Source organism: Vibrio sp. R12-SW3-ISO1 (assembly GCF_059834005.1).
Window position 1 is genome coordinate 1 of sequence record NZ_JCBDGK010000005.1, and the last position, 15,051, is coordinate 15,051.

Consider the following 15,051-nt stretch of genomic DNA (forward strand, 5'->3'; position numbering starts at 1 on the left):
GTAGCGAATTTTAGACACCAAGCTCAACTTTGGAAACTTTAGAAGTGCAATCGGATTCCCCCAAGGATATAGCTCTCCTTGGTAGTAATAGCCCATTTTCGTTTTCGTCCACTTCAGCTTATCATCCAAGCCCATCTCTGAAATCATGTCAAAATGAGGTTGGTCGTTTGCACATATAAAGTGGTAATAACGCTCAATGTTTAGACCACCAAAATCAAAAGACGCCGTCATACCACCAACGCGATCATCGGCTTCGAAAACAGTAACCTCATGACCATTTTTTACCAACTGATAAGCAACGGCTAAGCCCATTGGCCCTGCTCCCAAAACTGCTACTTTTTTACTTTTCATCTAAAATTCCAGTTCAATCTTGCTATATGTAGGGTGACAGAATGTTTCATCAACGGCATCGTCAAAACGAGTCGCAACAACGCCAAACTCACCTTCCCAATCGATAACTTCGAACTCATCGCATGCAACAAGAGCATCAAGTTGATCGGCAGTGAATGGTGGGTTCTTGTCAAACACGGCCCAGATCTTTAACAGTACAGAAAAAAGAGTGAAAGGTATCTTGAGAATCAGGGTTTTGGCTTTAATCGCACGTTTGATACTACGAATAATGTCGATATAGTCGACTTGCTCAAGGCCGCTAATGTTGAATATGCCACCAACACGCTTGTGTTCAATACAGCTAATAATGATGTTCGCAAAGTCACCGACATAAAGAGGTTGGCGCATGTAACGCCCATGGCCTGGGATAGGGAAGACCGGAACTTTTTGCATAAAGCGAGAAAGCCAACCCAGGTGTTTGCGATCAAACCAACCAAACATCAGCGTAGGTCTCAGCACAACACAATCAATACCACTAGCAAGCACTAACTCTTCTTGCTCTTTCTTAGTATTTGTATAATCGTCATCGGCTACAGACTTAACCACCGAGGAACTAATATGTACGGTATGCGGCACTTTATAGTGTTTTATGGCATCAAGAATGTGACGTGTTGAAGTGATATTGTTGCGAACAAACAGCTCGGTTTCTTTAGCACCGATTTGAGCTTGTAACATTACAACACAGTCGGCATCTTCGAAGTGCTCATTCCAACTGCCAGGCACTGCTAAATCTGCATATTCAACGTGTATATCAGGATGCATACCCTTGAGAACTTCAATGTTTGCTCGATGCTTGTCAAGCACAACTAAGTTATGAAATCCTTTCTCTTTCAATCTTACGATTAAGTTCTGACCTACTAGTCCCGCCCCTCCGGGTAATACTATTTTCATGTTTGATAATCTCTTTAAATGTTCTAATTTTGAGCAACACAATATGCGTTAACACTATGAATCGTAACTTCACCAGCCCCAACAATAGGGTCTAACCTTAAATATCGGCTGCCACTTGAAATAGCGAAGTGATAAATTCCTTCTCCTTGGATCACAGGCAAGCGAATACTAGATTCCTCACTCATATTTTCGTTATCACTGAAGAATAACTGAACCGTTTCATGTGCACTTCGAGTGTTAGCGACTAATTCATAAAGTACATAATCTGTACTACATGGGATGGATTCAAAAAATATTCTAGAGTCATGCTCAACAACTAGAGGCTCTCCATAGCCATTAAATACCTTAACATTTTCAAACTTGAAACTTGATTCTGGGAGCGTACGCTTATTCTCGATCTTCTCAATCGAACTATCAATCTCTGGGTACAAGTACCAACCAGGAACCACAGGATTAATCGGAACCTTAAGACCCTCGACTCTTCCACTGTATTCCGAGTAAGCACGCCAATTTAAATCATGATATTTAGAACGAGGAGCAACCTCGTAGAAAGAATATAATGACACGCCTATCAAAAAACCAAAGAATATTCTTTCCTTTCTCTCGCCATTAAAAAAAATCACGAAGAGCAACATATTAAACAATACGTACGGAATGTAAAAATATCTCTGGCCCGATCCGTAAGAGGTTAAAATTTGCGGGTCATGCTTATGGGAATATAAACCTGCAAAGCCAAATGCAAAGCACATCCCCAACAACGCCAATATATAAAAGTCCACATCTGATTTCATTCGTGAACTAAAAACCCTAAAAAGAGAAAAGATAGAAACGGATAGAAACATTACTAAGGATGTCGTATTTCCTAGGGCTATAAAATACCCCCCCATAAGGTTCCCAAACAAAGCCTCAGTCCACTTATCCAACTCTAAAGAAATCGAACCTTGGCTCAACCCTCGAGGCGTTGTCGCTATCAGCGTACCTTGTACAACAAATGCAAACAGCCAAACAAGGTATACTGTCTTGTTTCTTGACAAGTCTTTATAATAATACAACCTGAGAAATATCAGAGGTAATAACAATATTACGAACGGTCCAGTTAATCCAAGAAAAAAAATGAGCAAGTAGATCGCTAATCGAGAGCTCTTTTTGTACGAACTAAAATCCTTCACGAGAAATAGACAGGTCAATAAAACTGCCGTCACCCATTGAATATTAGTTAGGTTAGAAAATATCTCACTGCCTACTGGAGCTAGAACAAGCGCAAATGCAATTGAAATCTTAGTTAATTTGCTAAGATTAAAAGGTAATGAACTGATTAAGCAGACTGAGAAAGATATAACAAACCACGATGTGACGTTATACAGAAGAGGCATGAACTTTAACGGAACGTTTACCTCATTAAATACACTGGAAAATACCCTCTGTATTGTATGTAAATACCCCGCATATGGAGTTACGACAGACTGAAAACCAAGTTCTACTGACTGAGTATAGAACACTGTCGCATCTTCTGCCCAAAACTGAGGATTTGTGAAAGCATCCTGAGTCCTGAAGAAATTTACAAACAAAACAAACAGAGACAGTAATATCAGCTGAGAAATAACTTTGGCTTTTGATTGGTAAGAACTCACCGCTGCTCCTACATGGATAACTTTTTGAAAATAAAATTTGGTATCAACCTTATTATTAGGAGAATATACTTCCAAAAGAATGGAGTATAAATCCTGTCTTTTTTCTTTTCGATTGCATCAACTATATTATTTGCAACGTATTCTGGTTCGACTACTAAAATCTTCGGCAATTCCAATTCATAAGTCATAGGAGTAGAAACGAAACCAGGTTTAATGTCCAAAACGTGAACTCCGTTTTTGTACATTCTGGCCCTTAATCCACTTAAAAATGTACTCACAGATGCTTTAGCCGCACCATATACATAATTGGATGGACGTCCTCTATCGCCAGCAACAGAAGTTATAACAGCAATCACACCTGTTTTTTGATTTTCCAGTCTGTTGGATATCTCAGTAAGTAGTGCAATTGTACTGATGGCGTTCGTATTGAACTCTGAAAGCATTGTCTTCACGTCCTGCTCACACTGCCTTTGATCTGGTAAGGTGCCATGTGCAATCAGGACAATATCTAGTTTGCCCAAGCTATCATATGCACTAGTCAACATCTGATCGTGCTGTGAAATATCGTTAATATCTAATACAAAGCTCTCTACTTTATCGGCACCTCTTGATCGTAAATCATTTTCAACCGATCTAAGCTTATTTACATCTCGTGCCACTAGAAAGAGTCTGTTATTGTCCTGTGCATATTTTTTTGCGACTTCACTTGCCATCGCTGAAGTTGCACCTATTACTAGTATATTTTTCATTTTTCCGTCACTCTTTGCCAGAACCTTGACATTATTTTAGGATCACGAATTGCTTCAAGCTTTTCCCACTCTGGGTACGCAGCTTGGAAGAAATCTGAGCTCATGTGTGCGTCTTTTGCTGGGTATAAACGACCGCCAGCTTCCATTACGATGGTATCTAGTTCGTCAAATAGGCTGTCAGTTCTACCTTCAATTTGGGGGAAATCCAACGCTAGAGTTGCACCTTTCATTGGAAATGAGAGTAAACCAGGGGATTCGATGTCACCGCACCTTTTCAATACGGCAAGGAATGACCCCATTTTCTTATTTGAAATACGGGTTAATATCTCTTTCATTGCCTCTTGAGCATTATCTTCTGGTAGAACACACTGATATTGTTGAAAGCCTGACTTACCATAGATGCGATTCCATTCCATAATCGCATCCAGTGGGTAGAAAAAAGGTTCATAACTGATAGTTTTGGTGACATTTTTTCTCACCTGCTTTGCATAGTAAAGTGTATTAAACGCTTTAAGAGTCAACGAATTGACCATAGAGATTGGTAAGTCTATTGGAACAATTAGATTACTCTTCTTCGGGAGCTCTAAGGTGCCTTTTTTCGCATGATTGCCCACCATGTATATACCGCGCCCCAGCTTTGGTCCTGTGGATACGCAGTCTACCCATGCCACTGTATAATCGAAGTTCTTATCTATCTCTCGAGAGATATCAAAAAACTCATCGAGGTTGCTAAACTTAATATTCTGACTATCAATCAGACTTGTTGCTATTGGTCTCAGCTGTATCTCAACCCACAAAATAACACCTGTAAGACCTAATCCAGCAATCGTCGCATGGTATAGGTCGCTATTTTCTGTCGGTGAACACTCAACCAGCCCCATATCCGTTCTCCACAAAGCAAATTTACGCACATGCTTTCCGAACGTACCCGCTACATGATGATTCTTTCCGTGCACATCGTTGGCCGTTGCGCCACCCAAGGTAATAAGCTTGGTGCCAGGAGTAGAAGTGAGGAACCACCCTCTAGGAACGGCTAGGTCTAAAATCTCTGCTAACAACACTCCGGATTCAGCTCTAATTACACCAGAGTTCCAATCTACAGAGATAAAGCGATTTAAAGGCCGAGATCCAACTGCAAACCCAGTAGAGGCTAGACAGCTATCACCATAGCTGCGGCCATTACCAAAGGGAAGATACGACTCGAGCTCATCAGTATCTATTCTTGATAGCTCATCCATCCAGTTTATATTTTTAACTTCTTGTGGATAGTTTGGGTAACGACCCCAAGATTTAACATTTTTCATATGGCTAACCCAAATACAAGAATGAACAGACCGCCAACAACTTGGCTTACGCGATCCTTCAAAGCGAAAACCACAGGGTCATCATGCATTCCCCCGCGATGTGTAATCATCCATGTGCGACTTATCCAATAAAGTAGCAGAGGACAAGCAAGCCAAATGTACATAGGTTCGCTATACAACGCTGCTGTCTGCGGGTCGTTGATATACAAAGCTAGAATCAGAACAGAAAGATATCCTGACGACGCTCCCAACGAAGAAAGTAACTCAAGATCTGAGGGATGATAACCACGTCCTCTTGCTTCATTTTTTCCCGAAAGCTTCAACTCTTCGAGCTCAGCGTATCGCTTCACAAGTGCAAGGCTCAAGAAAATGAACATAGAAAAGGCCAATAGCCAAAACGACAAACTTAATCCAAGTGCTGCGGAACCTGCAATAATTCTAATCGTGTAGAGAGTCGCCAACGTTATCACGTCAACCATTACCATACGTTTTAATTTGAAAGAATAAAGAAGCGTTGCGAGATAATAGATAGCAAGAACACCCATAAACTTCATAGGAAGTATCAGCAGCGACATAACAACAACAACACTCAGAATTGCCGGACATAAAATGACACCAAAGCGTACATCCAAGTCACCGCTTGCGAACGGTCTTCGACACTTAGTTTTGTGATGTCTGTCGTCTTCTAAATCTAAAAGATCATTTAGAAGATATACTGTGGAAGCACAAAAACTGAACATCCAGAAAGCTACAAATGCTGTTGTGATATTTTCGAGATCAAATAGCTGATGAGACGCAGCAAGTGGAACAAAAATCAATGCATTTTTTGCGTATTGGTGAATGCGAAGAGCTTTCAACAGGGTTTTGACGAAAGGAGGTCTGTTTTCTATAACCGTGTTTACGTTATTTTGTAGCTTCGCTTTGCTTAAAACCCCTCTGTCAGGGTTTACCACAATCGCGTTTCTGGATTTTTTCCATACTTTGAGATCGGCCTTGGAGTTACCCATGTAATCAAAACCGAACTCTCCGTACCTAGAAACAAGCTCTCGAGCTTTATTTTCAGATGCTAAGTTTAGATTATAGTCACTTGCTATTACTTTATCTATAACACCGATATGATCAGCAATTTCTTGAGCATATTTAATGTTAGTTGCTGTAGCAAGTACTATTTCTCTTCCTTTTTCTGACTCTTCATTAATAAAGTCTATAACTTGTTGATTATAAGGAAGCACCTTCACATCAATATCGACACATTCTGAAATTTTATGCTTTACGACACTTTTTCCTTTCATTAGAAAGGAAATGAAACTAAATATATTGAGTAGATTAATCTTAATATACTTCAACAAAGTCTCTACCAATACGTCTGACTTAATTAGCGTCCCATCTAAATCCACTACTAACGGGATATTGCTATCTTTATCAATACTCATATGAAACCCAAATCTCTTCTAAAACCTATCGACTCTTGGTGGCCATGCTAGGCTAAAGTCTTCATGATGAACTGTAAGGTTAGGGCTATAATGCGGATCATTCTCCAAGATCTTGCCCCATCTGTCTTTCATATATGAAAGCTCACTTTCAAAACGAGCAACTTTCTCGGGCGTATCTTCATATCCTCTCGTTTTTGACTCGTGGTGGTACAACACAGCATAAGGTGTCCACACGATACGGTACCCGGCTTCTGATACCTTTAAGCACAGATCCACGTCATTACAAGCTACTTTCAGATCGACCTGATTCAAACCACCAACTTTTTCGAATAGTGCTTTTTCAATGATCAAACATGCTGCAGTTACAGCCGAGAACTCTGACGCTAATATGTTGCGACCCGAGTATCCTGGCAGATTGGTATGTAACCCTTTATGGGCGTGTCCTGCCCAGCCACCTATACCGAGGATAACACCAGAATGTTGCACTGTATTATCTGGGTACAATAACTTCGCTCCCACAATACCTACATCGTCTCTGATAACATTAGTGACCATCTCATACAGCCAGTTGGGCGTTATTACTTCTACATCATTATTAAGTAAAACGACATATTCTCCATCAGCTTTTTCCACCGCTTCATTATTGATCCTCGAATAATTAAACTCTCCGTCATCGCGAATTACTTTTATTTTATCGCTGCTTTTTAATTGTTCAAAGTATTCAAGCACCTGAGTATCGTCTGAGCCATTGTCCACAAGTAAAATCTCATAGTTTGTATATGATGTTTTACTCAAAATGGAATCAATACACTGTTTAGTGAACGAGTAACCATTCCTTGTGGGTACAATTATGCTAACTAGGGGCTCAGTGTCTCCTAAAGAATAATGTGTTCTAAATCCGGAACCTGTCAGTTCTGAACGTGCAGTACTTCCGATCCTTTTAAAATGATCATTTAGTGCACGTTCTCCAGCTATCATAGCATAAGGTTTAGCGTCATCACTTGTGCTTGCTGTACTACCTGAGTGTATTCGCCAATGGTAAATAACTTTTGGAATATGTACTATCTGTGAGTCATCTAATAGTTCTACAACTCTCAATGCTAAATCTAAATCTTGTGCTCCTTCATACCCAACTCTAAAACCACCTATAGCTTCTATTAAATCCTTTCTATATACACCTAAGTGGCAAATCACGTTGTGTGAGTAAAGTAATTCTCTATTCCAATCTGGCTTAAAATAGGGAGACTTTCGATTACCGTGCTCATCTACCTTGTCCTCATCAGAGTATATGAGCCCGGAGTCTGGGTTATTATTAATTTGTTTAACAACCTCATACAGCGCGTTATTAGCTAAAAGATCGTCATGGTCTAAAAGAGCTATCCACTCGCCATTACATAGAGATAGTGCGTCATTCGAGGCTCTGGAAATATGTCCATTCTCTTCACGAAATACAACCTTTATTCTATTGTCGAGTTTCGAGTAGCTTTCCAGTATTTGAGATATCTTCGGATCATTGGAGTAATCATCAGCAATACACAGTTCCCAATTATCGTAGACTTGTTGCCTCACGGACTCTATTGCTTCTTTCAGCCAAAGTGGATTCGGTTTATATGTGGGCATAACAATAGAGATGCAAGGTTTTTTTCTGAATCCATCTATTCTGTCAAGCATGTTGCTTATATCAGATTCAGTTCTTGTATCATATCGTCTAATCCATTCATCGTAATCATTTCTATCGAAACCTTCTGAACCTATAGTAGAATTAGCAGAACCATTTACTAGAGACAATTTATTATTAACGATAGAAATGAACTCTTTCAAGCCGACAGCTTTGTATAAATCGTAGGATTTTCTATATGTTGACTTAATAGATGAAGGATTATTATATAAAAATCTGGCGCTCTTGATTAACAGAGACACTATTCTTTTTATGAATCTAATTGGCTTGGTAATTTTCCAACTTGTAGAGTTGATGATCGTGTGAGTAAAAACCCTTAATTCACTGAGTTCGTTGTCGCGATCAGACAATTCTTTCTTACAATCTTCTAGTTGCTTTGACAGTGTGCGCTCTATTTCTTTCTTTTCTTGTCTACTTCTAAAACAAACATTTTCAGTAGCAATGCAGATGTTTTTGTATTCATTCAGTAGTAGTGATGTTTTTTCATCTATAGGAGTATGCCCACTAAATAAATCGTCGGCTAAAGTATCAATACCTAAAACCCAGAATGATCGGTAACATATCTCACCAAAGTCTTTTTCATACAGGAATCGGTTATAGTATTCATCCATCTGATTGCATGGTAATGTATAGTCCGATTCAGCCTCTTTGATAAAATGCATTTTCATCAAAGATTCCCACCAATCCAATCTTCCATGTTCGAAACGAGTGAATTTTATCGAATTCGATTCAATTACTTTATTTATGAACTCAACCGTAGGTAAACCTTGTTCAATATGTTCTTGCAACCAGCGAAAATCCGTACCACACAACTTCTTGTATGTTTCATTAACAAGTTGTTCTGCTTTCGGAGTAAAACCATTGTCAATCGGACAAGCAAGAATGAAAGCCTTTTTAGATACTCTATAACACTCAGTAATAAATTTGCTTCTTAGATCCGACGGTACATGTTCTAAGACATCGGTAGAAACAACAAAATCAAACTCTTCATTATCAAAAGGCAAATTGGTAGCATCTGCCCTGATAAACTTTACATCATCTGGTACTGCTTGATCTTCTATGTCTGTGAACGTTATATCTGCATGAGGCAAAAACTCCCTCAAATTGCAATGAGCGTTTGCACCAACTTCTAGAACTTTTACTTTTTCATTATTTGTTATTTTTGATATTAATTTCTTAACAGTATAATATCTTTGAAACTGATCAAACGGAGAATTTAAAATACTCATTTGGAAACTTCCCATTCATGTTCAATATAAAAGACCCCTTCACAGAAATAATCAGATTCCACTTTAAAATCTTCTATATCGGAGCGGTAATCAATGGTAACAAGGCCTTTATCAGTGAATATACCCACATCTATAACGAATCCTCCGGGAAGGAGTGTTAGCTTAGGAATATTATATACTAACTGATGCTTTCCTTTTTCATTAGGAATTTCAACATTTTCCAAGTATGTATTTGGACCAAAGATGAACTCCCTTTTTTCTGAGTAAATCGCAGCCCCTACAAGGAGATCTGAAACCTCGTCATCTAAAACTTCATATTCAATTACCAGCGTTAATTGTTCAAGAGGTTTAAATGTTTTTTTATTTAACGTAGTAGATAATATTTTCGCCGGAGAATATGTAGAGGTTAGCTTCGTAGAGCTATCTGAAGCATGCTCATCAGAAGTTTGGCTCATAAAGCTTCTATATTGGTCACACACCAAGGATGAGTCACTAAAGTTTTTAACCTCTCCTTTATCTAACCATAGAGCCTTATTACAGAACCGCTGTACTTGCTCAGGAGAATGAGTAACAAAAAGAATCGTAGTGCCTTCTTGCTTCAATTTTTCCATGTGTTTAATACACTTCATTTGGAAGCGTATGTCTCCTACTGCAAGAGCCTCATCAATAATCAAAATGTCAGGATCAGTATGCACGGCTACTGAAAAAGCTAGCCTTACGTACATACCTGATGAGTAAGTTTTTACTGGTCGACCTATGAAATCACCGATGTCAGCGAATTTCAGAATATCCTCGTACTTTTCGTCGATTTCTCGTTTATTCAATCCTAAAATCGACGCGTTCATGTACACGTTCTCTTTTCCTGTGAATTCAGGATTGAAACCTGCTCCCAGCTCCAACAACGCTGCAACTCGCCCCTTCTTAATGATATCACCTGAAGTCGGGGTCAAAGTCCCGGTGATCAGTTGCAACAGTGTTGATTTTCCAGCACCGTTATGACCAAGGACTCCAACACAGTCGCCTTTTTCAAGCGAGAAAGAAATATTGTTTAGCGCGGTAAACTCTTTGTAGTATGTTTTTTTCTTCGAGCTAAACATCTGACGCAAGCGGTCAATCGGTTTGGCATAAAGCTGGTATGATTTAGTAAGATTTCTTACTTCTATCGCAACCTGGTTACAAGACATCAGCAAAGCCCTTTCGAGTTTTTTGGAAAAAGCCAAAACCGAGAATGAATACTACTAAGCTCAAGATACAAGCCAAAATATAGTTCTCCAACACTGGTAGCTCACCAAATATTAATACACTTCTCGTTTGTTCTATAAAATAGGCTAGCGGGTTAAGGGCTAAATATGGTTGAAGTGAAGCCGGTAGCGCCGACAGGGGAAAAAAGAGGGGTGAGGTAAACATCAATACGGTCGTTGCTAGTCCCATCATTTGGGCTAGATCCCTCATGTATACTCCTACTGCTGCAAGCATCCAACATAATCCCATTAACCCCGCAATGAATGGAACAAGAATAATAGGTAGCGCAAGAGCTGTAGGTGGGATATTACCCATGACTACCCATTGGGCAATAAGCAAAATGCCTACACTAATAAAAGCATGAAACAGGGCATTACCTAAAGCAACCCAAGGTATAACCTCCAATGGAAATACAACTTTTTTTACATAGTTTGTGTTGGCGATCATTAACGTTGGCGCGCGATTGACGCACTCTGAAAAAATATTGAATACGATCATACCCGCAAACAGAATCACTGCGAATTCGCCGCGCCCACCGTCCATATTGGCCCCCCACTTCGCATTGAAAACAACTGAGAATACAAACGTGTAAACAGTAAGCATCAAGAGTGGATTGAGAAAGGACCAAGCGAGCCCCATAATTGAGCCACGATAGCGACCAATAATTTCTCTATGAGTCATTTTGAGGATAAGGTCTTTGTGATTCCATGTGCTCTTTAATAAAGATGACAAAGACCAAGAATGAATAGAGGTTTCTTTCATATTGTATACAACTACTTCTTATTCATTCGGCGATTAATCAAAGTGAGGGGCGTCTAAGAACGAGTATCCCTGTTCATCTTTAGCGGACAGTTCAGGGGCATTCGCATTAACGAGCGGCCAGTTGATAGCGAGCGTTGCATCATCCCATTTAATCGAAACTTCTGAACTAGGGTCATAATAGTTCGTACATTTGTAAACGAACTCGGCCTCTTCACTGGTCACATAAAAACCATGAGCAAAGCCTTCTGGGACCCAAAGTTGGCGTTTGTTCTCCGCGGAGAGCAATACTCCAACCCATTGACCAAATGTTGGTGAGGACTTTCTCAAGTCCACAGCAACGTCAAACACTTCACCGGCAACCACGCGCACCAACTTACCTTGCGTACTTTCCATTTGGTAGTGAAGCCCGCGCAAGATACCTTGCTTAGACTTCGAGTGATTATCTTGAACAAATTGCGTCGGCTTGCCTGTTACAAGCTCTTCGAATTTTTTTTGTTGCCAAGTTTCCATGAAAAAGCCGCGTTCATCGCCAAAGACGGCAGGTTCAATAATTTTCACATCTGGGATATTGGTTTCAATAACGTTCATAAAATGACTACTTATAAGCTTGAATATTGTCTAGGGATGCCTGCCAATCACTCGGCTTGATGCCAAACTGCTGATGTATCTTTTCGCAATCGAGACGTGAGTTGGCTGGACGTTTCGCTGGCGTCGGGTAGGCGGAGGTGGGAATAGAAGACAGATTCGGGGTTTGAGCTAACACCGATTTATTCTTGGCCGCTGCAAAAATCTGCTCTGCGAACTCATACCAACTCGCGTACGGCATGCCAGAGAAATGGTAGACACCCCACTTCGGCTCGCCTTCTTTCTCGATGTAATCAATCATCGTGATCAATGCACTTGCGATGTCACCGGCGTACGTTGGCCCACCGATTTGATCGCCAACAATACTGAGCGCGTCGCGATCTTGGCCTAGCCTCAACATGGTTTTGACAAAGTTGTTGCCGTGCTCACCAAACACCCATGCGGTACGCAAAATCAGATGCTCTGCACACGCCTTCGCCACTGCCTGCTCACCCGCCAGTTTGCTTTGCCCGTACACCCCTTGTGGACCGACCGTATCATTCTCTTGATAAGGCGCCTCACCGGTACCGTCGAACACGTAATCTGTCGAGATATGCAGCATCACCGCACCGCAACTTTCCGCTGCCTCGGCGAGATACATGGGTCCATCACGATTAATCGCAAAGGAGAGATCCACTTCTTCTTCCGCTTTATCCACGGCGGTATGTGCCGCTGCATTGATGATATAGTCCGGCACAAACTCTGACACAACTGAGAATACAGCGGCTTGATCGGTGATATCGAGCTGCTCTTTGTCAACCGCTAATACTTCTGCTTTGCCTTCCAGCTGTTTGACCAAACAGAAGCCGACTTGTCCATTGCATCCAGTAATGAGTATTTTCATCCTAGCCCCCTACAATTCTTTAACCAAGGACATCAAATAGCGGCCATACTCATTTTTTAGCATGGGTTTCGCAAGTCGCTCTATGTCTGTTTTAGACAACCAGCCTTGACGAAAAGCAATCTCTTCCAGACACGCGACTTTCAAACCTTGAACATGCTCAATGGTTTGAACAAATGAGGACGCCTCGTGCAAGCTTTCGTGGGTGCCGGTATCAAGCCAAGCAAAACCACGACCGAGCAGTTCAACATTGAGAGAGCCGTCGTTGAGGTACATCTCATTGATGGAGGTGATTTCAAGTTCACCCCTGTCCGACGGTTTCACTTGCTTTGCAAATTCAACCACTCGGTTGTCATAGAAGTACAAGCCGGTGACGGCATAGTTTGATTTCGGCTTTGCGGGTTTTTCTTCGATCGAGACCGCTTTCATCTCTTCATCAAACTCGACGACGCCAAAGCGTTCAGGGTCTTTCACCTGGTAGCCAAACACAGTCGCGCCGCTTTCTCGTGACGCGGCATTTTTCAACGTTTTACTGAACGACTGACCATAGAAGATGTTGTCCCCGAGCACTAAGCACACGCTGTCATCGCCAATGAACTCCTCGCCGATAATAAACGCTTGTGCCAGACCGTCTGGGCTAGGTTGAATTGCATACTCAAGGTTGATGCCAAAATCACTGCCATCACCGAGTAGACGCTTGAAGCCTTCATTGTCTTCTGGAGTTGTGATGATGAGGATGTCTTTGATGCCCGCCAACATTAACGTTGAGATGGGGTAAAACACCATTGGCTTATCGTAGATAGGCAACAGCTGCTTAGACACACCACGGGTCAGTGGGTATAGACGGGTGCCTGAGCCACCCGCGAGTACAATACCTTTCATCGTTTACTCCCCTTCCCCTAAACGTTCTAGACTGTAAGAGCCATCAAGAACGCGGCTCCACCACGTTTTGTTATTTAGGTACCACTCGACGGTTTTGCGAATGCCTGACTCAAAGGTCTCTTGCGGTGTCCAACCAAGCTCTCGCTCAATCTTGCTCGCATCGATCGCGTAGCGGACATCGTGCCCTGGGCGGTCTTTCACGTACGTGATCAAGTCTTGGTAAGCCTCAACCCCTTGAGGTTTATTCGGCACCAATTCTTCCAGTAGCGAACAAATGGTTTTGACGACGTCGATATTGGCTTTTTCGTTGTGTCCACCGATGTTGTATGTCTCGCCCACTTCCCCTTCTGTCACGACTTTGTACAGAGCGCGAGCGTGATCTTCCACAAACAACCAATCACGGATTTGCATGCCGTCACCGTAGACTGGCAGGGCCTTGCCATCGAGGGCATTGAGGATCATGAGCGGAATGAGTTTTTCAGGGAAATGGAACGGGCCGTAGTTGTTTGAACAGTTGGTGACGATGGTCGGTAACCCATAGGTTCTTAACCAAGCTCGCACTAAGTGGTCGCTGGACGCTTTTGATGCAGAGTATGGGCTTGACGGCTCGTATGAGGTCGTTTCCGTAAAGAGGTCATCGGTACCTTCCAAATCGCCGTAAACTTCATCGGTCGAGATGTGGTGGAATCGAAACGCCTTTTTGCCGGTCTCTTCGAGTTGATTCCAGTAGTGTCTGGCGGCTTCAAGTAGGGTGTAGGTACCAACAATGTTGGTCTCAATAAACGCAGCGGGTCCATCGATAGAACGGTCGACATGCGACTCGGCGGCAAGGTGCATGACCGCATCCGGTTGATGCTCGGCAAACACGCGATCGAGCTCTGCGCGGTTGCAAATGTCGACCTGCTCAAACGCGTAACGCTCATGATTGGCCACTGAGGTGAGTGACTCAAGGTTTCCAGCATAGGTCAAGGAATCTAGGTTAACGACGCTGTCCGTGGTATCGTTAATGATGTGACGAACGACTGCTGAGCCGATGAATCCGGCACCGCCAGTGACGAGGATTTTCATACTGATTTTCTCTTTTATTTTTCCTTAAAAAAGCGCAAACCCATGACGAATTCGCGCTTTCGTTTGTAATTCTATCATTATTCCATCTCAGTATTCTTTCTTGCCTGAGACGGTTTTTAGCCAAATTGAGACGGTTGTTTTTTCGAGAGGCTTTGTAAAGGCTTGGTTTTGATTGTTTTTACTTACTGGCCCCAATAGCCCTTTTTTTTTATTTTTATTTTGCACAACCGCACTACATCCGCTGGCGCGCTATGACTGTACACCTAAGTATCCTTTAAAACTCCATTCAAAAGATCGGTAATACACAAGCGCGCACGGCATAAATCT

Annotated in this window: 13 protein-coding genes; all 13 read right to left on the reverse strand. The window is 41.7% G+C overall.

The genetic code is table 11. From position 1 onward, the window contains the following. Nucleotides 1-351, reverse strand: a 351-nt coding sequence (locus tag AC6R0R_RS01205; RefSeq protein ID WP_500625394.1) for an FAD-dependent oxidoreductase, incomplete at its 3' end; no start/stop codon positions are given. Then, nucleotides 352-1,281, reverse strand: a complete 930-nt coding sequence (locus AC6R0R_RS01210; protein ID WP_500625395.1) for an NAD-dependent epimerase/dehydratase family protein — start codon at nucleotides 1,279-1,281, stop codon at nucleotides 352-354. A 23-nt stretch (nucleotides 1,282-1,304) separates the two neighbouring features. Next, the gene (locus AC6R0R_RS01215; RefSeq protein WP_500625396.1) at nucleotides 1,305-2,912 is read right to left on the reverse strand and encodes a hypothetical protein; all 1,608 of its coding nucleotides are present in this window, start codon (nucleotides 2,910-2,912) and stop codon (nucleotides 1,305-1,307) included. Between the two features lie 8 nt (nucleotides 2,913-2,920). Next, the gene (locus tag AC6R0R_RS01220; RefSeq protein ID WP_500625397.1) at nucleotides 2,921-3,661 is read right to left on the reverse strand and encodes an SDR family oxidoreductase; all 741 of its coding nucleotides are present in this window, start codon (nucleotides 3,659-3,661) and stop codon (nucleotides 2,921-2,923) included. Continuing rightward, nucleotides 3,658-4,965, reverse strand: a complete 1,308-nt coding sequence (locus tag AC6R0R_RS01225) for an FAD-binding protein (protein ID WP_500625398.1) — start codon at nucleotides 4,963-4,965, stop codon at nucleotides 3,658-3,660. Before AC6R0R_RS01225 ends, AC6R0R_RS01220 begins: the two co-directional genes overlap by 4 nt. Further along, entirely contained in the window at nucleotides 4,962-6,398 is a 1,437-nt protein-coding gene (locus tag AC6R0R_RS01230) for a UbiA family prenyltransferase (protein WP_500625399.1), read from the reverse strand. The genes AC6R0R_RS01225 and AC6R0R_RS01230 overlap by 4 nt, the downstream gene beginning before the upstream one ends. An 18-nt stretch (nucleotides 6,399-6,416) precedes the next feature. After that, nucleotides 6,417-9,305, reverse strand: a complete 2,889-nt coding sequence (locus AC6R0R_RS01235; RefSeq protein ID WP_500625400.1) for a glycosyltransferase — start codon at nucleotides 9,303-9,305, stop codon at nucleotides 6,417-6,419. After that, on the reverse strand, nucleotides 9,302-10,489 hold the full coding sequence (locus AC6R0R_RS01240; protein ID WP_500625401.1) for an ABC transporter ATP-binding protein: 1,188 nt from the start codon (nucleotides 10,487-10,489) through the stop codon (nucleotides 9,302-9,304). The genes AC6R0R_RS01235 and AC6R0R_RS01240 overlap by 4 nt, the downstream gene beginning before the upstream one ends. Beyond that, a complete protein-coding gene (locus AC6R0R_RS01245; protein WP_500625402.1) occupies nucleotides 10,479-11,309 on the reverse strand; it encodes an ABC transporter permease in 831 nt (276 codons plus the stop codon). Before AC6R0R_RS01245 ends, AC6R0R_RS01240 begins: the two co-directional genes overlap by 11 nt. Before the next feature lie 33 nt (nucleotides 11,310-11,342). After that, nucleotides 11,343-11,897 carry a dTDP-4-dehydrorhamnose 3,5-epimerase gene (gene rfbC, locus AC6R0R_RS01250; RefSeq protein WP_500625403.1) on the reverse strand — a complete coding sequence of 185 codons (555 nt, stop codon included), beginning with the start codon at nucleotides 11,895-11,897 and terminating at the stop codon, nucleotides 11,343-11,345. Nucleotides 11,898-11,904: 7 nt separating this feature from the next. Continuing rightward, nucleotides 11,905-12,777 (reverse strand): dTDP-4-dehydrorhamnose reductase, encoded by an 873-nt coding sequence (rfbD, locus tag AC6R0R_RS01255; RefSeq protein ID WP_500625404.1) that lies wholly within the window; start codon nucleotides 12,775-12,777, stop codon nucleotides 11,905-11,907. Between the two features lie 9 nt (nucleotides 12,778-12,786). Then, nucleotides 12,787-13,656: a glucose-1-phosphate thymidylyltransferase RfbA gene (rfbA, locus tag AC6R0R_RS01260; protein WP_500625405.1), complete on the reverse strand. Its 870-nt coding sequence runs from the start codon at nucleotides 13,654-13,656 to the stop codon at nucleotides 12,787-12,789. A gap of 3 nt (nucleotides 13,657-13,659) precedes the next feature. After that, nucleotides 13,660-14,724: a dTDP-glucose 4,6-dehydratase gene (gene rffG, locus AC6R0R_RS01265; RefSeq protein ID WP_500625406.1), complete on the reverse strand. Its 1,065-nt coding sequence runs from the start codon at nucleotides 14,722-14,724 to the stop codon at nucleotides 13,660-13,662. Nucleotides 14,725-15,051: the final 327 nt, after the last annotated feature.